At 33.9% G+C, this 22,287-nt stretch carries 16 protein-coding genes; 9 read left to right on the top strand and 7 right to left on the bottom strand.

What is annotated here, in order from left to right; translation table 11 throughout:
- Nucleotides 1-6: 6 nt before the first annotated feature.
- The 5 genes from QWY90_RS07980 to QWY90_RS07960 all read right to left on the bottom strand — a co-directional run bounded on the left by QWY90_RS07980 (nt 7) and on the right by QWY90_RS07960 (nt 4,421).
- Nucleotides 7-327, bottom strand: coding sequence for a DUF6787 family protein (locus tag QWY90_RS07980; RefSeq protein WP_290283962.1), 321 nt, complete (start codon nt 325-327; stop codon nt 7-9).
- Nucleotides 328-422: 95 nt separating this feature from the next.
- Entirely contained in the window at nt 423-989 is a 567-nt protein-coding gene (locus QWY90_RS07975) for a DUF937 domain-containing protein (protein ID WP_290283967.1), read from the bottom strand.
- Between the two features lie 61 nt (nt 990-1,050).
- Nucleotides 1,051-2,013: a D-2-hydroxyacid dehydrogenase gene (locus tag QWY90_RS07970; RefSeq protein WP_290283968.1), complete on the bottom strand. Its 963-nt coding sequence runs from the start codon at nt 2,011-2,013 to the stop codon at nt 1,051-1,053.
- A 129-nt stretch (nt 2,014-2,142) separates the two neighbouring features.
- Entirely contained in the window at nt 2,143-3,234 is a 1,092-nt protein-coding gene (gene serC, locus QWY90_RS07965; protein ID WP_290283960.1) for a 3-phosphoserine/phosphohydroxythreonine transaminase, read from the bottom strand.
- Between the two features lie 128 nt (nt 3,235-3,362).
- The gene (locus QWY90_RS07960) at nt 3,363-4,421 is read right to left on the bottom strand and encodes an acyl-CoA reductase (RefSeq protein WP_290283959.1); all 1,059 of its coding nucleotides are present in this window, start codon (nt 4,419-4,421) and stop codon (nt 3,363-3,365) included.
- Nucleotides 4,422-4,559: 138 nt separating this feature from the next.
- Here QWY90_RS07960 and QWY90_RS07955 point away from each other — a divergent pair, with 138 nt between their 5' ends.
- On the top strand, nt 4,560-4,910 hold the full coding sequence (locus QWY90_RS07955) for a 4Fe-4S dicluster domain-containing protein (protein ID WP_290283958.1): 351 nt from the start codon (nt 4,560-4,562) through the stop codon (nt 4,908-4,910).
- A 50-nt stretch (nt 4,911-4,960) separates the two neighbouring features.
- Here the strand turns inward: QWY90_RS07955 and QWY90_RS07950 are convergent, their stop codons facing one another.
- Both QWY90_RS07950 and QWY90_RS07945 read right to left on the bottom strand, forming a co-directional pair.
- Nucleotides 4,961-5,491 (bottom strand): hypothetical protein, encoded by a 531-nt coding sequence (locus tag QWY90_RS07950; RefSeq protein WP_290283957.1) that lies wholly within the window; start codon nt 5,489-5,491, stop codon nt 4,961-4,963.
- Between the two features lie 152 nt (nt 5,492-5,643).
- The gene (locus QWY90_RS07945) at nt 5,644-8,088 is read right to left on the bottom strand and encodes a TonB-dependent receptor plug domain-containing protein (RefSeq protein ID WP_290283956.1); all 2,445 of its coding nucleotides are present in this window, start codon (nt 8,086-8,088) and stop codon (nt 5,644-5,646) included.
- 155 nt (nt 8,089-8,243) lie between these two features.
- Between QWY90_RS07945 and QWY90_RS07940 the strand changes: the two genes are divergently transcribed.
- The 8 genes from QWY90_RS07940 (at nt 8,244) to QWY90_RS07905 (ending at nt 22,281) form a co-directional block, all read left to right on the top strand.
- Nucleotides 8,244-9,407 carry a hypothetical protein gene (locus tag QWY90_RS07940; protein WP_290283954.1) on the top strand — a complete coding sequence of 388 codons (1,164 nt, stop codon included), beginning with the start codon at nt 8,244-8,246 and terminating at the stop codon, nt 9,405-9,407.
- Between the two features lie 57 nt (nt 9,408-9,464).
- Nucleotides 9,465-10,559 carry a redox-regulated ATPase YchF gene (gene ychF / locus QWY90_RS07935; protein ID WP_290285339.1) on the top strand — a complete coding sequence of 365 codons (1,095 nt, stop codon included), beginning with the start codon at nt 9,465-9,467 and terminating at the stop codon, nt 10,557-10,559.
- A gap of 124 nt (nt 10,560-10,683) precedes the next feature.
- Nucleotides 10,684-11,826 carry an FIST signal transduction protein gene (locus QWY90_RS07930; RefSeq protein ID WP_290285338.1) on the top strand — a complete coding sequence of 381 codons (1,143 nt, stop codon included), beginning with the start codon at nt 10,684-10,686 and terminating at the stop codon, nt 11,824-11,826.
- 4 nt (nt 11,827-11,830) lie between these two features.
- Complete coding sequence (locus QWY90_RS07925) at nt 11,831-13,357, top strand: ATP-binding protein (protein ID WP_290285337.1); 1,527 nt, start codon at nt 11,831-11,833, stop codon at nt 13,355-13,357.
- Between the two features lie 180 nt (nt 13,358-13,537).
- Nucleotides 13,538-15,394, top strand: coding sequence for a DNA topoisomerase IV subunit B (locus QWY90_RS07920; RefSeq protein ID WP_290285336.1), 1,857 nt, complete (start codon nt 13,538-13,540; stop codon nt 15,392-15,394).
- A 26-nt stretch (nt 15,395-15,420) separates the two neighbouring features.
- Complete coding sequence (locus QWY90_RS07915) at nt 15,421-17,784, top strand: DGQHR domain-containing protein (RefSeq protein WP_290285335.1); 2,364 nt, start codon at nt 15,421-15,423, stop codon at nt 17,782-17,784.
- A 10-nt stretch (nt 17,785-17,794) separates the two neighbouring features.
- Nucleotides 17,795-20,503, top strand: a complete 2,709-nt coding sequence (locus QWY90_RS07910) for a DNA gyrase/topoisomerase IV subunit A (RefSeq protein ID WP_290285334.1) — start codon at nt 17,795-17,797, stop codon at nt 20,501-20,503.
- Nucleotides 20,504-20,607: 104 nt separating this feature from the next.
- Nucleotides 20,608-22,281, top strand: coding sequence for a formate--tetrahydrofolate ligase (locus QWY90_RS07905; protein ID WP_290285332.1), 1,674 nt, complete (start codon nt 20,608-20,610; stop codon nt 22,279-22,281).
- Nucleotides 22,282-22,287 lie beyond the last annotated feature (6 nt).

Below are 22,287 nucleotides of genomic sequence, written 5' to 3'. Positions count from 1 at the left end.
TCGAATTTATTTGGGGTTTCTTTTTTTGTTTACTAAAAATCCTAAGCCACAGCTACGCAACATTTTCTTCTCAAATGCCCAAAAGAAAGCAAACTGTCCAAAGAGAAAACCGAAACTAACTAGCAATACTTGATAAATAGGGAAGATAAGTAGTATGTATAACGGATAATATTCCCAAGCAGAAACGGTAGTTTTACTAATGCCAAAGGTAGCCAGAATTGGTTTTGAAAGATAAGCAGCACACGAACCCGTTATGGCAAATACCACAATAATGACAAAAACTTGCCAATTTGATTTGATATTCCAGCGTTCTTTGAAATTTGCCATGGTTAATCTTATTGCGCAAATTTAATCAATTAATAGTTTTTACTCATAAAAAAACCACGCAAAAAAGCGTGGTTTTGAGTATGTTCAGTATAAAATTATCTTCCAAAAAGTTTGCCTAATAAGCCGCCTAAACCTCCAGATTTTTTAGAAACTGCAGCAACAGCATCACTAATACCAACTTGTCCGTCACCATCTTGGTCCAAACCAAATTGCCCACCATATTTTGAAATAGCATCCATAATTCCGCCACTTGTTTGAGAATCGCCACCAGAAACGGCATTAATTATATCCGAAATTTGAAAGCTGCTATCGTTAGGATCTTTTGCTTTATTCACTAAAGAACCCAGCACTTTTGGAATTAAACTTCCTGCAACGCCAGAAGCTGCTTCACTATCCAAACCAAATTTTTCTCCTAAGCTTCCTGATAATTTATCGGTTAATTGTTTTACTACAGGATTTGAACCATCCGAAGCATTATCGCCTTGAAATAAACCAGCTAAATCAGATACATTTCCACTGGCAACCATTCCTTTTAAACTGTCAAGAATCGAAGAACTGGCTTCATTCATTACAGCTTCATTATGTTCGTTTGGAACCGCAGCATTGTTAACTACAGCATCGCTACCAAATTGTTTTACTAGGTCTGTTAATTGTTCAAACATTTGTTTTAGTTTTTAAATTGAGAATAAATTTAGGTAAATATTCTACAACAAAAAAATGCTATTAGACTTTTTCTGATTTCAACAAACTGATTACCTGTTCTGCTAATTCAGTTCCAATTCTGTCTTGCGCTTCTAAAGTAGCCGCACCAATATGTGGCGTCAACGAAATTTTTGGGTGCATTAGTATTTGAATTTCCGGAGTTGGTTCATTTTCAAAAACATCCAAACCGGCAAATAATACTTTTTCTGAATCTAAAGCTTCTATCAAGGCTACTTCATCAATTACACCACCGCGAGCGCAGTTTACGATTCCAACACCATCTTTCATTTGCAGAAACTCTTCTTTTCCAATCACATATCCTTCTTGCGCCGGAACGTGAAGTGTAATAAAATCAGCATGTTTGAAAACATCTTCCATTGGCTCTGTTTCAAAGGCAACGTTTATAAATTGTCCGTTATAAAAATCAACTTTTACTTCAGCATTGTCAACAAATTTATCAGCAGCAATAACTTTCATTCCAAGACCAAGCGCCATTTTAGCAACGGCTTGACCAATACGTCCAAAACCGATAATTCCTAACGTTTTACCACGTAATTCAATTCCGTTGGCATACGCTTTTTTCAAACCGTCAAAGTTAGAATCACCTTCCAAGGGCATATTTCTATTCGAATCTTGAAGGAAACGAACACCAGTAAATAAATGAGCAAACACTAATTCGGCGACACTTTCCGAAGAAGAAGCCGGCGTATTGATAACGTGCAAACCTTTACTGCGAGCGTATTCCACATCAATATTATCCATTCCGACACCACCGCGACCGATGATTTTTAGACTCGGACAATTGTCAATGATATCCTTACGCACTTTAGTAGCGCTTCTTACTAGGATAACAGAAACCTTATGTTCGTTGATATAATTGGCTACTTGTTCTTGTGCAACCTTGGTTGTTATTACTTCAAAACCACCTTTTTCTAAGGCTTTAATTCCGCTTTTAGAAATTCCGTCGTTGGCTAATACTTTCATCTTATTATTTTAAATTCTGAATTATAAATTATAAATTTTTAGGAGCTATTTCCAGCTTTCCGCGCTACATGGTAGCTTGCTCCACACGAGCGAAGCGACTGCAGCAGGAATCTGGGCTAGGGCAATCTATTAAACTGTGACTTCGTTTTGTTTTACAACTTCTTCCAGTCTCTTCATCACATCAACTAAAACCTGAACACTTTCTAAAGGCAACGCATTGTACATAGAAGCTCGGTAACCACCAACAGAACGATGTCCAGGAATACCTGAGATTCCAGCTTCTTTCCACATTTTATCAAAAGTCTCTTGGTTTTTCTCGTCTACTAATAAAAACGTAGCGTTCATGTTACTTCTGTCTTTTTTGTCAGCAGTTCCTATAAACAAAGGATTTCTATCAATTTCGTTGTAAAGCAGGTTGGCTTTCGCTTCGTTTACTTTTTCAATAGCCACAATGCCACCTTGAGCTTTCAACCATTTTAGCGTCAGTAAGCAAGTATACACTGCAAAAACAGCTGGTGTATTGTACATACTTTCCGCTTTGATATGTTTCTCATAATCCAAAATACTTGGAATAGTTCTTCCTGATTTCCCTAGAATTTCTTCTTTTACAACTACTAAAGTTGTTCCCGCAGCACCCATATTTTTTTGAGCTCCAGCATAAATCAAATCAAACTTTGAGAAATCTAAGCTTCTTGAGAAGATATCCGAACTCATATCGCAAACCACAGGAATATCCGTTTTTGGAAACGATTTTATTTGGGTCCCGAAAATAGTATTGTTGCTAGTGCAGTGAAAATAATTTGCATCGGCAGGAATTGTATAATCAGTTGGGATATGATTGTAGTTTTGTTCTTTAGAGGAAGCCACAACAACCGTTTCGCCAAATAATTTTGCTTCTTTAATTGCGTTGTTTGCCCAAGTTCCTGTGTCTAAATACGCTGCTTTTCCGTCAACTTTCATTAAGTTATAAGGAACCATCAAAAACTCTAAACTTGCTCCACCTTGAAGAAACAAAGCTTGATATCCTTTTCCTTCTAATCCTAAAAGTTCTAATGCCAAAGCTCTTGCTTCATCCATTACGGCAACAAAGTCTTTGCTACGGTGTGAAATTTCAAGTAGCGATAAATCAGAGTTATTGAAATTTAAAACGGCTTGTGCTGATTTTTCAAATACTTCTTGAGGCAGAATACATGGTCCAGCACTGTAGTTATGTTTTTTCATGGTGACAGATTCTATTAAATTGAACTGCAAATTTCGGAAACACATGTTTAAAAAGCGATCAGAATTTCGCCCTATTATAACGATGTTATCAACGAAAACGTTTTAGTTTATAACATTTGTTGCGAATACTACAATGAAGCTAAAAACCGCAAAGTATCTACATTATCAGCATAATCCCAAAGTTTTGGCTGTTGTGTTTGACCAAAAGAAATCGAATTTGGAATTAAATCGTTAGAAACAACACACTGAATTTTTTCTGCTTCACTTTTAAGACGCATTTGCAAATCAGCAATATCTTCATAGTATTCATAAAATACAGAAGAAATAGGCGAGGCGTAGCTTGTATCTTCTTTTAAAGTCAGGAATTCATTATCCAGCAATTTGAAATTACTCATTAGGAAAACGGCTTTGTTGTAATCGTAATTGTTTGAATATTTCTCGTAATAGATAACATCTTTGTATTCGTATATTGCTTTAAAGAAACCCTCGAAACTATAATCTTTCGGAACAAATAATTTGGAAACATTACGACATCCCAATCCAAAATACCTAAAAATATCTTCACCAAGATTTACTAAATCATCATGCGATTCATTTCCGTTTAAAACCGCAACTGAATTTCTATTTTTACGAATGATTGATGGTTTATCTTTAAAATAGAATTCGAAATAACGAGCCGTATTGTTACTTCCGGTGGCAATAATAGCATCAAAGTTTTCTAATTTTCCATCAGTAAATGAAATATAATAAGAAAGTTTAGGCTCAACACTAATTAGATAATTTGCCAAAAACTGTATCAAATGTTGGTCGTTAGAAGAGGCTTTGACCAACACTTTATGACCCGCAATTAAAACTGAAAGAAAGTCATGAAACCCAACTAACGGAATGTTTCCGGCCAGAATTAAAGCAACTGTTTTTGGTTTTACTTCGGTCAAATCATATTCGGATAACCATTTATTTAAATTTTCAGCGGTCAAAGCTTCAGCCCACGATTGAACAGCAAAGTAAACTTGCTCCGTTGTAAACCAACCATTGTGCGATTGTGAAAGTTGTAGTAAATCTTTAAATGTATCAAAATACAAATCGTTATGAAGCACATCATTTTTTTTGCGTTGTTCAGCTAGTGTAAATTGGCTTAAAAATTTACCCAACTCAACAAAGGATAATTTTGTGTTAATTGAATTCATTTAGATTTGCTTATAAGGGGTTTTGATTGTAATTTTGTGCAAAAATAAGATAATAGGAAATAGAATAATGAGAAATGACGATTGAATTTTAATTGTCTGTATTCTATTTTCGGTGTTCTTAAATCTAAATTTAAAAAGATGGCAATCATAATAACAGATGAATGTATAAACTGCGGTGCTTGTGAACCTGAATGTCCAAACACAGCTATATATGAAGGTGCAGACGATTGGAGGTATAAAGACGGAACCAAACTTAAAGGAAAAGTAATATTACCAGATGGTACTGAAGTTGATTCGGATGCAGCTCAAACGCCAATATCTGATGATATTTATTATATCGTTCCGGGTAAATGTACCGAGTGTAAAGGTTTTCATGACGAACCGCAATGCGCAGCTGTCTGTCCGGTTGATTGTTGTATTCCCGATGATAATCATGTTGAAAGTGAGGAAACGTTACTCAACAGACAATCATTTCTACACAATGAATAAAAAAAATCCTGAGTTTGTAGCTCAGGATTTTTTCGTTAAAGGGCAAAAAGTTATTTTTGTAAATTAAAGACTTCGACGGTAATCGTATCCATTTTATCATCATAGGTTTCCAAAATCAGGTTGCCATCAGCATCAAAATGACCTACTGAAATTTTATCTTTGTTTTTGTAGATATAGTTATTATTGGATGTTCTTCTCAATAATGAGATTCCACTCATATTATTGGTAACTTTGTAACCTGAGTTATCGGCTAGGACCTGATATTTTTCTCCATTATAAGAATAATAAGCAGAATGGTCAACATCTACAACTCTTTCCTGACCATCTACATTCACACTCGTGGTAACTGTGGCTTGAGTTGGAGTAGGCTGTATATTTGTATTTAATGTTCCACTAGGCACCTCTTGGAGTTTAATATTCTGAATTTCTTTTATTTCTTCTTTTTTAACAACTACATGTTCGCCTTTATCGTCTTTAACGGTTGTTGTTTTGGTTATCGTCTCCGTTTTTTTATTTTGGTTTTGAGACTGAATGTTTAGTGAAAATAAAATAGCAATAGCTCCCACAATTATAGTTTTCATAATAACAATTATTTAATGATTGATATGCATCAAATGTAGTATCTAACTGAATTCCGGCTGTTATATGATTTTGCCTTTAAGTTATACATTTCACATAAAAAAATCCTGAGTGCTAGCTCAGGATTTGATTTTTAAATGATCTAAATATGAATTTAGAACTTGAAACTAAGTCTGGTGTAATAATAAGCACCACTAAAGCCCATTTGAACAGCATCCCAATATCCACCAGCTTCTGTATTACCAGATTCATCTTGTTTAGTAGGATAGATGTTAAATAAGTTATTGCTTCCAACACTTAATTTTACTTGTTTGATGATTTGGAAACCAACTGTTAAATCAGTTACGATTTTTGGATCATATACATTATCTAAGCCTGCATAATCTACCAAAACTACTTTACTGAAACGAGTGAATGCAGCTCCGATATCAAACCATTTTCTTTCATAATTTAAGTTTAAACCAAACTTGCTGTTTGGCGCTGATGCTTTTAAGAAAGCAATTTCACGTGCTCCAAAGAAGGTTTCCTGATCTAAAGCTCCGTTATTAACGTGAGTAACTTGCATATCATTAATGTTTCCAATCAAAGTAGCACCAATTTTAGAACTACCAAAAGTGTTTTTCCAAGACATAACAACATCAATACCTTTAGTTACAGTGCTAACACCATTTACGAAGAATTGAGCGGAATCAACATTTAAGTTTAAAGCTGTAGCGTCAAAATAGCCTGTAAGTACAATTCTGTCGCTTACATTAATTAAGTAGCCATCAACGGTTGCAGAGAATTTACCAAATTTACCAGTTAAACCAACAGAACCATTTCTTGATTTTTCTTCTTTTAATTTGTCAATTCCAAAACCTTCCGTTACCGCACTTCCATTGGCAGCTAATAAAACTTCGGTAGCGCCACCAGCATTAAAGTTTGTAAAACTGGTGTTGAAATAAATTTGTGCCAACGATGGTGCTCTAAACCCTGTGCTGAATGAACCTCTTAAACTCACACTTTCACTAAGTTTAAGCTTGTAAGCTAATTTAAGATTTAATGTATTTCCGAAGTCACTATAGTTTTCATAACGTAATGCTGTTCCTAATAAAAAATCATCAGAAACATCCAATTCCGTGTCAACATAAGCTGCTGTACTTGTTCTTTGTTCATTCACCTCATTTTGTGGGCTAAACCCAGGAAAACCTTGAGAACCTCCAGGTCTTGGATTACCTGAAATAGGATCAATAGGCGCAAATTGTGTTAATGGATTAGTTATTGGATTTCCATTGGTATCATAAGTTGCGTACGAACCTTCTTCACCCGCAGTAATTTCATATTGTTCTATTCTATATTCACCACCAAAAGCAAAGTTAAGTCCATTTAATACAGATTTAAAGTTTCTGGAAAAGTCTAAGTTGGTTGTATTTTGGCTCAAGCTAAACCCACCAGCATCAAACTGTGTTGGAGAAGCTGCTTCTAAACTGGCATTTATAGTTCCCTTAATTGTGTAATCAAAAGAATTTTTACCATAAGCATTACTTAAATCAATTTTCCAGTCACCGGCTTTGGCTTTGAAACCAAAAGCAGCCGAATTATCAATTATTTTTGAAGTAATTCTTGGTGTGTAACCACCAGGATAAATTGATTCCACAACTCTTTCACCACCATTTCTGGTAAAAGCATAAGCATCAGTGTTTCTGTCATTTCTTCCACCAAAAGCATAAAAGTCAATTGCTTTGGAAAGTGGAATTTGAATGTTAGCCATTAAATTGTAACTCTTGATTTCCGCTTCTCCAAAACCTTTTCTGAAATCAAAACCCGGACGTAATGTTTTGTCTTTTGAAAGGTATTCACCCGTAAAATTAGCAAATCCACCGTTTTTACCGATTTTGATACCGTAGTTTGCTCCGGCTTTTAATGAAAATCCGTCATAATTTTTATCTTTTCCATACGAATTACCATTTCCATTTTGGTCTAATTGAAAGCCTGGCGTATTTGGTGTTCCAGGAAGAAAATCGCCTTGAGCATCATTTCTATAAACTCCTGTAGTTACAGTACCGTTTAATTCGCCAACATTGTCATTTAATACAATATTGATAACACCCGCAATAGCATCTGAACCATATTGAGCCGCTGCACCATCACGAAGAATTTCAATTCTTTTGATAGCACTGGCCGGAATAGAATTCAAATCGGTCCCTGTGTTTCCGCGACCACGCGTTCCAAATAAATTAACCAACGAAGATTGGTGTCTTCTTTTTCCATTAATCAAAACTAAAGTCTGATCAGGTCCCATTCCTCTTAGTGAAGCAGGATCAACGTGGTCAGCTCCATCAGAACCTGATTGTTTGTTGGCATTAAACGATGGTGCTAAATACTGAAGCAATTCATTAATTTCGATTTTACCACTTTGGGTAGTCACCTCTTTAATATTAATAATGTCAATTGGCACGGCAGAATTGAGCACCGTTCGTTTCGCATTCCTTGAACCTACAATTTGTACTTCCTGTAGTTCTTGAACTTTTGTTGAGTCTGATTTCGTATCGTTAGTGCTTTTTTGAGCAAAAACAGTCGAAAACGGCACAACTAACAATAGTAGTGTAATTTTTTTCATAAATATTTTGGTTAAAATTAGTGCTGCAATTTACTATTTTTTATATAGTATTTTAACAAAAAGTAATAATTGCTTTTAATAATTTAAGGAACTATTTTAGAATTCCATCTCTATATAAACTTTTTTGTTAAATTTGTTTTAGCCCAGATTGTTATATGAAAAAGATAGTTGCATTTTTATTCTTGGTTTCAAGCGTCGGTGTTTTGTCTCAAAACGTCGAAAAATCGATTGTGTTATTGGATGTCGATACTAATCTACCCATTGAAGATGCAACTGTTTATATTTCAAAAACCAAACAAACTTTATTGAGTAATGCTGACGGAGCCGTGAGTTTTATTTTAAATGGTGTTTCCAATATACAAATAACCCATTCTTCTTATGATGCCATTAAATTGAGATCAACTATTTTGAAAGAGAAAGTAAATACATTTTACTTAAAAAACAGTATTACGGGTCTTGAAGAAATTATCATAACAAAAGAACATCCTCAAAAAATTCTAAAATCATTGGTTGAAAATTCGATAAATAAATTAACTATTCCAGCTCGATTAAAAGTTTATTCAAGAGAATTCTTTAAACTCAACGGAGTGAATTCGCATTTCAATGATGGGCTTATGAACTTTCAAATGTTTGGGAATTCCAAAAATTTTAAAACCGATATTCTGGTTGAGCAAAACCGATCATACGGAATAGTAAATGAAGAAATTAGTTCAGATGTTTTAGGTTACAATTTAAATGATATAATGCAGAACTATTATAATTTCAAATACCTAAATCCTATTTTGGAATTAAGTGCTAAAAAAGAATATGATTTTTTGGTAAAGGCCTATTCTAAAAATGAAGACTATAATCTAATGTTAGTAACTCCGGTTGATAATACAAAAGAATTGCGTGACGATTTTTCGATACTTTATGACAGAAAAAAGAAAATGATTATTGAAGTTAGTTCTTTTATTTCACCAAAAACTATTGCTAATACTAAGGATAGAACTTCCGTTGGTTCTAAAAATATTTATAAGTCGTTATTCAAAACTATTTACAGAGTAGAAAACTCAAATTATTATTTAGTAAGCTCTAAGGAAGAAATTGGTTTTCAGAGAATTGACAAAAACACAAAAACAAATATTGAAGTTAAAAATTATTTTGTAACTACCAATTTTAGCAACCACAGTTTTACTTACAAAGACAGTGAAGTTTTTAAAGAGAAAACACTCTACAACAAAAAAAACTCAATATTGACTAACTATTGGGATATTTCTGGTTTAGCGGCAACGGCTGATGAGCAAGCAATAATTTCTATAATGGAAACTAGAGAATAAGGGTTTTAAAAAGCAAATAATAAACTATATTTGCAGACTTTTAAAACAAAATTCATAATGAAAGCAGGAATTGTAGGATTGCCAAATGTTGGAAAATCAACTTTATTTAATTGTTTGTCAAACGCTAAAGCTCAAAGTGCCAATTTTCCATTTTGTACTATCGAGCCCAATATTGGTGTAGTAAACGTTCCTGATCCCAGAATAAACCGTTTAGAAGAATTGGTAAAACCCGAACGCGTTCAGATGGCAACTGTTGATATTGTTGATATTGCAGGTTTGGTAAAAGGAGCAAGTAAAGGTGAAGGTTTAGGAAATCAATTCTTAGCAAACATCAGAGAATGTAATGCAATTATTCATGTGTTGCGTTGTTTTGATAATGATAATATCATCCACGTTGATGGTAATGTAAATCCGATTCGTGATAAAGAAACTATCGACATCGAATTACAATTAAAAGACTTAGAAACCGTCGAAAAACGATTAGAAAAAGTAAATCGTGCTGCTAAAACAGGAAACAAAGAAGCACAAACAGAGAAAACATTATTAGACAGAATACGTGAAAATCTTTTACAAGCAAAGTCAGCCAGAACAGTTGAGCCTCAAAATGCAGATGAAGAAGCCTTGCTTGAAGATTTCCAATTAATAACAAACAAACCCGTTTTATACGTTTGTAATGTTGATGAAGATTCGGCGGCTACCGGAAACAAATATGTTGACCAAGTACGCGAATTGGTTAAAGATGAAAATGCCGAAGTTATTGTTTTGGCTGTTGGTACAGAAGCGGATATCACCGAATTAGAAACCTACGAAGAACGTCAAATGTTTTTGGAAGATTTAGGTTTAAAAGAACCAGGTTCGGCAGTTTTAATTCGTGCGGCTTATAAATTATTGAAACAGCAAACCTACTTCACTGCCGGTGTTAAAGAAGTCAGAGCTTGGACTATCAACATTGGCGATACTGCCCCAAAAGCAGCTGGAGTTATTCATACCGATTTTGAAAAAGGATTTATCCGCGCTGAAGTTATTGCTTATGAAGATTTCTCTAATTTTGGTTCAGAAGCCAAAGTAAAAGAAGCAGGAAAGCTAAGAGTGGAAGGTAAAGAATATATTGTGAAAGATGGTGATGTAATGCACTTCCGTTTTAACGTATAATTTTAGCAACAAATAGAGCTCACATATCATATAAAAAAAACTACAAAAGAAATTTTGTAGTTTTTTTTTGTTATTCTAAAAACTTTCTCGTTCTTTATAAAACCAAAAAAAAAACTCAACCAAAATGAAACTGCAACAACTCAAAGTAAATGAGAATAACGAGGAAACTGTTCTTTTTGCAACAGACCAATTCAATTCTGAAAATGCAAACCTCGTACTTGCCTTTGGTGAACGAACATTTTTAGAAAAATCAAAACCATTTCATAAGTTAAAAGGTTTATATCCAAATGCTAATATTGTTATTTGTTCAACTTCTGGACAGATTTCAAACACCAATTTAGTTGAAAATAATTTAGTAGTAACTGCAATTGCATTAGAAAAAACAAATAGTAAAGTAACCGAAATAGATATTCTTTTAAATTCAGATATTCAGGTGCTTGGAAATACCATAAAAGAAGATCTTTTATCCGAAGATTTGAAATCAATTCTAATTCTTTCTGAAGGAAGTTTTATAAATGGAACAGAACTTATCAATGAGCTGATTTTACAAACTAAAGAAGCTGTTCCAATTTTTGGAGGATTAGCGGGCGATGAATATAACTTTGAAAAAACGATTGTAGGGTTAAACAATGATGCTTCTCCAGGTAAAATTGTAGCTATTGGTTTTTATGGTGATAACATACATTTTGGTTTTGGTTCTGAAGGTGGTTGGAGCGATTTTGGTCCGGAACGTGAAGTAACGCATTCTGAAAAAAATGTATTGTATAAAATCGGAGATCGTTTTGCATTAGATTTATACAAAGAATACCTCGGTAAATATGCTGAAGAACTGCCGGGTTCTTCCTTATACTTCCCGCTTTCTATGAAAGAAAATTTAAAATCCGAATCAGTTGTCAGAACCATTTTATCTATTGATGAAGAAAGTAAATCGATGACTTTTGCCGGAAATATTCCTGTTGGATCTATGGTTCGCCTGATGAAAGGGAATTTCGATAAACTTATCGATGCATCTTATAATGCGGCAGCACTTATTCACAAAAACCAATGCAATGATCCTCAATTGGGTTTACTTGTAAGTTGTGTTGGTCGAAAAATTGTTCTTGGAAACAGAATAGAAGAAGAAATAGAAGTCGTTAAAGAAGTTTTTGGCGATAAAATGCTCGTTTGTGGTTTCTATTCCTATGGCGAAATTTCTCCAACATTAAGTAAAGTAGCCTGCGAATTACATAACCAAACAATGACAATCACTACTATGTTTGAATCATAATTAAATGGAGAATCAAAACATTCATAGACAACTTCAACGGCAAATAAATAAATATCTGTCAGATGATCTCATAGCTGAAAACGAAGCATTGAGCAAGTTTATTAATGTTGTTAATTTATCTTATTTGAGTTATGAGCGTGATGCCGAATTATTTGAACAATCATCTAGGTTGAATGATGTCGAATACTTTCAAATAAACCAAAGGTTAAAAGGTGAATTAGCCAAAAAAGAAGAAGTTCATGGTAAGTTAATTTATGCCATAAATCAGTTAAATGATAAAAAAGTTAAGCTTGGAGAAGAAGATAATTTAATTGAATTATTAAATATTTTAAACAAAGAAATCGATTTTAAAAAAGAGTTTCAGAAGCAGTTGTTTGTAGCCAAATCTAATGCCGAAAAAGCAAATGAAGCAAAATCTGATTTTCTTTCCATAATGAGTCATGAAATTCGAACTCCTTTAAATGCAATTATTGGACTGATATACATCATGGAAAAGGAAAACTCTTTATCGAGTTTTCAAGAAAATATTGAAGTATTAAAGCATTCTGCACAAAATTTATACTTGCTCATCAACGACATTCTCGATTTCAATAAAATTGAAGCGGGTAAGATTGAGTTAGAAAACATTCCATTTGATTTAAAAGAATTGATAACTCAAATTGGAAAATCTTTACAAGTTAAAGCTACGGAGAATTCTAATAAAATTGAAATTGAATTTGATAAAAATTTTACGCCAAATATAATTAGTGATCCTTTGCGAATAGGACAAATTTTAACTAATCTTGTTTCTAATGCTATTAAATTTACTGATAATGGTGTCATTAAAATTAAAGTTAATCAATTAGAAACCAATCAAAACAACTCCAAATTTAAAATTCAGGTTATCGATAATGGAATTGGTATTGAGTTGGATAAATTCCAACAAATTTTTCAAAAATTTGAACAGGCTGAAAAAACAACAACACGTAAGTTTGGTGGAACTGGTTTGGGATTGGTAATATCAAAAAAATTATTGCAATTACTGGATTCCGATATTGAACTACAAAGTGAAATTGGTAAAGGTTCTAATTTTAGCTTTGTTTTAAATGTGCCTTATTTTACGAATAGTTCCGACTTAAAAAGTGACATTTTATACCACGATTATATCGAAGAAAATCTCGAAGGATTACGTGTGCTCTTAGTTGAAGACAATTTGATAAATGTAAAAGTAGCTGAAAAAATTCTCTCGCAATGGAATGTTACTGTAGATGTAGCTTTGAATGGTTTAATCGCTACTGAAAAATATGAGCCGGGAAAATACGATATTGTTTTAATGGATTTAGCCATGCCGATAATGGATGGTTATGAAGCAACAATAAATATTAGATTCAAAGATATTTCCATACCAATCATAGCATTAACAGCATCTGCTTCCTATGGCTATCTAGAAAAAGCCATGCTTTTGGGTATTAATGAATACATTATTAAACCTTTCAATCCTAAAGAGTTAAACCTTAAATTAAGAAAACACTACAAGAGTAAAGACGAATAATATGTAAATTATTACCTTAATTTATGGTTTGATTTCTTACTATTACATCGTTAATATCATTCTTAATAACTTTGATAATTGTCATTGGAAAAATCATCCTAATTCCACTATATTAGCTGACCCGAGGTTGTTGCACTAAGTGATGACAGAATTGAATAAAGTTAAAATCGATAATTCTCAATGCAAGAGCAAAATCAATATACCGAAGATAATATCCGTTCGTTAGACTGGAAGGAACACATCCGTATGCGTCCCGGAATGTACATCGGGAAACTCGGTGACGGTTCTTCGCCCGATGATGGAATTTACATCCTCCTCAAAGAAACTATTGATAACTGTATCGATGAGTTTGTTATGGGAGCCGGAAAAGTAATTGAAGTAACCATAAAAGACAAAATGGTATCTGTTCGCGATTATGGTCGTGGCATTCCATTAGGAAAAGTGGTGGATGTAGTTTCCAAAATGAATACCGGTGGAAAATATGATTCCAAAGCCTTCAAGAAATCAGTAGGTTTGAACGGAGTCGGAACTAAAGCCGTAAATGCGTTATCCAATTATTTTCGCGTAGAATCGGTTCGTGATAATCAACAAAAAGCGGCTGAGTTCTGTGCCGGTAATCTAACCATTGAAGAAGAGGTTGTTGAATCTACAAAACGAAGAGGAACCAAAGTTTCTTTTATCGCTGATGAAACCATTTTCAAAAATTACAAATACCGTAATGAGTATATAATAAAAATGCTCAAAAATTACTGTTATTTAAATCGTGGCTTAACGATTTATTACAACGGTGAAAAATATCTTTCTGAATTTGGATTAAAAGATTTACTGGAAGAAACCATTACGGAAGATGACATGCAATATCCGGTTATTCATCTCGAAGGCGATGATATCGAAATTGCTCTGACACACAGTAAATCACAATATTCAGAAGAATACCATTCATTTGTAAACGGACAAAATACCACTCAGGGTGGAACGCATTTAGGTGCTTTCCGTGAGGCAATTGTAAAAACCATTAAAGAGTTTTACAACAAGCCATTTGAAGCTTCTGACATTCGTAAATCAATCGTTTCTGCTGTTGCTGTGAAAGTAGAAGAACCCGTTTTCGAATCACAAACCAAAACCAAATTAGGTTCTACAGATATAGGTCCGAAAGGTCCATCAGTTAGAACTTTTGTTAATGATTTTATCAAAACAAAACTCGATAACTTCTTGCATAAAAACCCTGAAGTTGCTGATTTGCTTTTACGCAAGATTTTACAGGCAGAACGTGAACGTAAAGAGCTTTCCGGAATTAGAAAGTTAGCCAAAGACAGAGCTAAGAAATCGAGCTTACATAATAAGAAATTACGTGATTGCCGTGTGCATTTAACCGATGCTAAAAACCCACGAAGTTTAGAAAGTACCTTGTTTATTACCGAGGGAGATTCAGCTTCAGGTTCAATTACTAAAAGTCGGGATGTAAATACACAAGCGGTTTTTAGTTTGCGTGGAAAGCCTTTGAACTCCTACGGAATGTCTAAGAAAATTGTATACGAAAACGAAGAATTCAATTTGTTACAAGCTGCTTTGGATATTGAAGAAGACTTGGGCGATTTGCGTTACAACAATATCGTAATCGCTACTGATGCCGATGTCGATGGTATGCACATTCGCTTATTATTGATAACGTTCTTCCTGCAGTTTTTCCCTGAGTTGATTAAAGACGGACATTTATACATTTTACAAACGCCATTATTCCGTGTGCGAAATAAAAAAGAAACCATCTATTGCTATTCCGACCAGGAACGTGTTGATGCCATCGAAAAACTAAAGCCAAAACCTGAAATCACACGATTCAAAGGATTAGGAGAAATTTCACCGGATGAGTTCAAACATTTCATTGGCGAAAGCATCCGATTAGATCCTGTAATGTTAGATAAAGCTACATCAATAGAAACTTTACTGGAATTCTACATGGGTAAAAACACACCGGATAGACAGATTTTCATTATCAATAATTTGAAAGTGGAATTGGATGTGGTAGAGAAAAATTAAATTGTTTAAAGTTTAAAAATCTAAAAATGAGTAAGAATTATGATAATATCTTTGAACAGTTTAGTAATTCATTAGTTGATGATAATGAATTGAAGACTACATTATCAAGAAAAAATAAAGATTATATTGAAAGAACAATTGAGCAGGAATTAAAGCAAAAGTATTTCGGTGAAGGTTGGGAATTAGTAAAAGACAATAAAACAACATCAAGAATAAAGAAAATAAAGTCTCATGATGTTTTATTTGAAGATAAAGTTTGGTCAATTCTTGCAAGAATGGGTTTTGAAACATTGAATGCTGATTCTAACTTAAAACTCCCATATTTAAAAGACAATACTATTCCTGGTAGACAAATAGATGTTTTTGCTGCTGATTCCGAAACTATTTTGGTTGTTGAATGTAAAAGTTCAATGGAAATGCAAAAAAAATCATTGCAGACTATAATTAATGATTTTGAAACTATTAAACGAGGTAGTTTATCTTTTCTGAAAGAGTTTTTTGGAAACAATCGTAAGGTAAAATTCATATTAGCAACTCACAATATCATAATTAATGATAATGATCGTAAAAGACTTATAGATCTTCAAATTGAGCATTTTAATCAAGATGATATAAGTTATTATGAACAACTAACATCTTATCTTGGTCAGGCAGCAAAATACCAATTGTTAGGAAGATTGTTTAAGAATCAAGAAATTCCAGAATTAAAAAATAAAGTTCCTGCTATAAAAGGAAAAATGGGTAAGCATACTTTTTTTTCTTTTTCATTAGAACCGGATACACTTCTTAAAATTTCATATATTCTTCATAATACCGTTACTACTGAAGAATCTGATGGAGCATATCAGAGAATGGTTTCTAAAACAAGGCTTAAAGAAATTGAGCATTTTTTAAATAATGAAGGGTATTTTCCTAACTCAATTATTATAAATGTTGTTACACCAAAAGAAAATCCACTTTATTTTGATAATGTAAAAGGGATTCACGATAGTACAATTTCTGACTTATGTATTCTTCATTTGCCAAAATGTTATCAATCTGCTTTTATAATTGATGGTCAACACAGATTATATGGTTATTCAAATACAGAATGGAAGTTTAAAAATAGTATACCTGTTGTAGCTTTTGAAAATTTACCGATTGATGAACAGGTAAAAATGTTTGTTGATATTAATCACAAACAAAGAAGTGTTTCAAAAAATCTTCTGACGACAATAATGGCAGATTTGAAATGGGGCTCATCAATCTATAATGAAGCACTTTTTGCTGTTCAATCGAAATTATTACAGAGATTAGGAGAAAGAGATGAAAGTCCTCTTTACAGAAGGGTTATAGTTGGTGAAAATAAAAAAAGCGATTTGGCGTGCATAACTTTAGACTATATAATTTCTTATGGTTTTAATAAGTCTAATTTTTTTGCTAGAGTTAATAAAAACAAATTAATTAGTACTGGACCTTTATGGGTTGATGATTATTCTCTAATGTTAACCAAAGCATATGAATATTTTACTATTGTTCTTGATTATGTTAAGACAGAAACAATAGATAATTGGCAAAGAGGCAGTAATGAAGGTGGATTCATTTCAATGAATGTCGGAATAATGGCTATTATAAGAATATGTGATTCTATATTAGCCCATCTTATACAAAATGAAGAACTTGAAGCACAATTAACATCAAGTCAAGAATTGGCACAACTAACAATTAAATACATAACACCAATAACTGATTTAGTCAAAACTATATCTGGTCAGAAAGCTAGAGATTTTAGAAATGCAGGAACTGGTGGTGTGGGTCGTGAGAATGTTGTTAGAGAATTTCAAAAAACTATCAATTTAAGATTTAGTAATTTTGATCCCGCTGGATTAAAAGATTGGATAAGAGACAATTCTGGTATATATAATCAAGAATCTAAAGTTTTTGTAGATAATATTCAGTTATCTATCAGAGATTATTTATTTGATGAATTGAAAAATCAATTTGGTGAGAGATGGTGGTATGATGGAGTCCCAAAAGAGACGCAAAAAAGATCAGCAGCCGAAGCAATTGAAAGAGGGAATAATGAGCCACATTGGCATTTTGTCTATTTACTAGATTATCTAAAAATTATAACTTCAAATTGGCCAATTTTTAAAGATGCATTTTCAGACCCAAATAAAGAAGTTTATCAAGGAACGACATATGGTTCTAGTCAAAAAGAAAAAGCAACACATTGGTTTTCAAAATTGAATGATATAAGAACTAAAGTAAGCCATCCTGAAAGAGCTGCTGTCACTGAAAGTGAATATAAATTTTTGGAGCAACTGAATACTTGGCTAATGCCAAATATTACACAACAAGCCGAAAAAGAGAGTGTTTTTATTGACGAATCATATGAAGAAGAAGATTAAAATTAATTAAATGAACAACGAAGAAGACGATATAATCCCAAACAAAGACGAGAACGAGAACAACGAACCGTCAGGAGAAACTTCCGAAGAAGGTTTTGAAGACCTCAAATCCTCGGGAGATCATTTTTACGACCAAGAAGAAGTGAATTCAGAAGATACCATTACCAAAGTTACCGGAATGTACAAGGATTGGTTTCTGGATTACGCTTCCTATGTAATTTTAGAGCGTGCTGTTCCTGCTATTGAAGACGGTTTCAAACCAGTGCAGCGTCGTATCATGCACTCAATGAAAGAATTGGATGATGGGCGTTACAATAAGGTAGCGAACATTGTTGGGCACACCATGCAATATCATCCACACGGTGATGCCAGTATTGGTGATGCGATGGTTCAAATTGGTCAAAAGGATTTGATTATCGATATGCAGGGAAACTGGGGAAATATCCTCACCGGCGATAGCGCTGCGGCTTCGCGTTATATTGAAGCTAGAATTTCCAAGTTGGGTCACGATATTTTATTTTCTCCAAAAATTACCCAATGGGGAATGTCTTATGACGGTAGACGGGCTGAACCCATAAATCTTCCCGTTAAGTTTCCATTGTTATTGGCACAAGGAGCAGAGGGAATTGCGGTTGGTTTATCCACGAAAGTGTTACCACACAATTTCAACGAACTCATCGATTGTTCGATTAAAGTCTTAAAGAATAAACCTTTTACGCTGTTTCCTGATTTTCCAACGGCTGGAATTGCAGATGTATCGAATTACAACGATGGATTACGTGGAGGACGTGTTCGTGTTCGTGCGAAGATTGGTCAGTTAGACAAACAGACATTGGTAATTACCCAAATTCCGTTTTCTACCAATACGTCAACTTTGATTGACAGTATTTTGAAAGCAAATGAAAAAGGAAAAATAAAAGTAAAAAAAATAGAAGATAATACGGCTGCCGAAGTGGAGATTCTAATCCATCTTCCGCCTGGCGTTTCTCCTGATAAAACCATTGATGCGCTTTATGCGTTTACCGCTTGTGAAACTTCAGTGGCGCCTTTAGGTTGTGTTATTGAAAATCATAAACCTTTGTTTATCGGCGTTTCCGATATGTTGAAAATTTCAACCAACAGAACAGTTGATTTGCTGAAACGTGAATTAGAAATTCATTTGGATGAACTCGAAAACAAATGGCATTTTTCTACGCTCGAAAAGATTTTCATTCGGGAAGAAATGTATATCGATTTCAAATTGTATTCTGACAGAGAAACGCTTTATGTTTATATGTATGACCGATTTAAACCATTTCTTAAATCGTTTGTGCGCGAAATCAATGATGACGATTTACAAAAGCTGACGCAGATTCCGATGATACGTATCACGCGTTTTGACTCGGATAAAGCGGATGATGCTATTTCTAAATTGGAAGCCGAAATGGAAGAAGTGAAGCATCATTTGAATAATATCATCGACTTTGCTATTGACTTTTTCCAAAAACTAAAAGACAAATACGGAAAAGGACGCGAACGTCAAACAGAGCTTAGAAGTTTTGATACTATCGAAGCTACCAAAGTGGTTTTAAGAAATACAAAACTTTACGTAAACAAAGAAGAAGGTTTTTTTGGAACGGGATTAAAGAAAGATGAATACGTAGCTGATTGTTCTGATATTGATGATGTGATTGTATTCTTGCGTGATGGAAAAATGATGATTGCCAAAGTTGACGACAAGAAGTTTGTTGGGAAAGATATCATTCACATCGCAGTTTTCGATAAAAATGATAAGCGTACCATTTACAATATGATGTATCGCGATGGTAAAAATGGCTCCACCTTTATAAAACGGTTCAACGTTTCCGGAGTTACCCGTGATAAGTTTTACGATTTAACTCAGGAAAAATCAGGTTCGCAAGTCTTGTATTTCTCGGCTAACCCAAATGGAGAAGCGGAAGTTATTACCGTTTTGTTGCGACAAGTAGGAAGCATCAAGAAACTAAAATGGGATTTGGATTTCTCTGATATTGCTATTAAAGGAAGGGCATCACGCGGAAATACGGTAACCAAATATCCAATCAAGAAAATCGAGTTAAAGGAAAAAGGAATCTCAACCTTACGTCCCAGAAAAGTGTGGTTTGATGATACAGTACAAAGGTTAAATGTGGATGGAAGAGGCGAGTTGCTTGGCGAATTCAGACCAAATGATAGATTGCTGCTTATCAATCAATCAGGGAAACTTAAAACTATTATTCCGGAACTGACTACGCATTTTGATGAAGATATAGTCGTGATGGAAAAATGGAATCCAAATAAACCGATTTCAGCCATTTATTATGACGGAGAAAAAGAACGTTATTTTATCAAGCGTTTCTTAGTCGAAAACGAAAACAAAGAAGAAATCTTTATAACCGAACACGAAAAGTCACAATTAGAAATTGTATCGACTGATTGGCGTCCGATAGCTGAAATTATTTATGCCAAAGTAAAAGGCGTGCAGAAAGACAATCAGACAATAAACCTCGAAGAATTCATCGCGGTAAAAGGAATAAAAGCATTAGGGAACCAACTGACTTCAGATAAATTGAAGCAAGTGAATTTGTTAGACCCTTTACCATACCAAGAACCTGAACCGGAACCAGCCGAAGAAATGGAAGTAACGGAAGAAACAGATGTTTCAGAAGATATCCAAACGGAAACGGATGATGATGGGCAGATAACGTTGTCGTTGGAATAAATAACTTTTGATAAACTTAATGAGTATTGTAGATTTTCATTTGATATTTATTCTGTTTACGGGGTTTGGTTAAACTGATTTTACTTCTAAATAAAAATGTAATAATGTCAAATTTTCCAACAGATATAGAGATTGCTCAAAACGCTACTTTAGTTCATATTAAAGATATTGCAGCTAAAATTGGTGTGTCTAATGACGATTTGGAGTATTACGGAAAATACAAAGCTAAACTTCCGTTTCATCTTCAAAATGAGAATCCACAAGGTAAATTAATTTTGGTTACTGCGATGTCTCCAACCAAGTTTGGTGAAGGAAAAACGACTATGACAATCGGTTTGGTAGATGGACTGAATAGTATAGGAAAGAAAGCAATTGCAGTTTTACGCGAACCATCACTTGGGCCAGTATTTGGATTAAAAGGGGGTGCAACTGGAGGAGGCTATTCTCAAGTAATTCCTATGGAAGATATTAATTTACATTTTACTGGGGATTTCTCAGCTATTGAAAAAGCCAATAATTTACTTTCTGCTATTATAGATAATAATCTTCAAAACCCTAAACATTCTCTTAATTTAGATCCAAAATCTATTGCGTGGAAACGTGTAATGGATATGAATGACAGAGCATTACGTCAAATTATTATTGGTGTTGGTGGAAAAGCAAACGGGACAATGCGGGAAGATGGTTTTAATATAACGCCCGCTTCCGAAGTAATGGCTATTTTATGTTTATCCAAAGACTTAGAAGATTTAAAAATTCGGTTAGGAAATATTTTTATTGGAAAAACATTTGATGGTAAAGCAATTTTTGCAAGAGATTTAAAAGTAGTAGGAGCAATGGCAGTGCTTCTTAAAGAGGCTATAAAACCCAATTTAGTGCAGACATTAGAAGGGAATCCTGCGATTCTTCACGGTGGACCTTTTGCCAGTATCGCACAAGGAACCAATTCGATTATTGCCACTAAAACCGGACTTTCTCTCAGTGATTTTGTGGTGACTGAAGCTGGGTTTGGTGCCGATTTAGGGGCTGAAAAATTTTTTCACATCAAGTGTGGACAATCCAATTTAAAACCCAATGCAGTGGTGATTGTAGCAACTATAAGAGCTATAAAACTCCATTCAGGTTTAGGTGAAAATGAATTAAAAACAACTAATGTTTTGGCCATTAATAAGGGTTTTTGCAACTTGGAAAAACACATTGAGAACATTCAAAAGTTCGGAATAAATCCAGTTGTTTGTATCAATTCATTTCCAGAGGATACAGAAGATGAGTATAATGAGGTTAAAAAACTATGTTTAACTAAAGGAGTTCATGCTGTAACAAATACATCTTTTGTTGATGGTGGAATTGGCTCTGTTGAATTAGCCCAAAAAGTGCTTGATGAAATTGACAACACTCAAAATAAATTTAAACCACTTTATAATTACAGTGATTCTATTGAACAAAAAATTAAAACCATTGCTTCAGAAATATATGGTGCTGATTCGGTTGAATTTTCAACAAAATCCAGAACTCAATTGAAAATGATTAATGAGCTGGGATTTAATGAATTTTCTATTTGTATGGCAAAAACTCCGGCCAGTTTTTCGGATAATGAGAAGTTAATTGGTAGGCCAACTCATTTCACTGTTACCGTAAGAGAATTCGAAATAGCAAGTGGTGCACGATTTATTATTCCGTTGCTTGGTGATGTTATGCGAATGCCTGGTTTACCGGCTGTTCCGAATTCAGAGCGAATTGATATTGATAATAATGGGAAAATTATAGGTTTGTCTTAAAATAAA

Origin of the sequence: Flavobacterium paronense (assembly GCF_030409795.1) — a bacterium.
In the GTDB taxonomy this organism is placed as follows: domain Bacteria; phylum Bacteroidota; class Bacteroidia; order Flavobacteriales; family Flavobacteriaceae; genus Flavobacterium; species Flavobacterium paronense.
The sequence above is the reverse complement of the archived record's forward strand: the minus strand, read 5'-3'. Positions and strand labels throughout refer to the sequence as shown.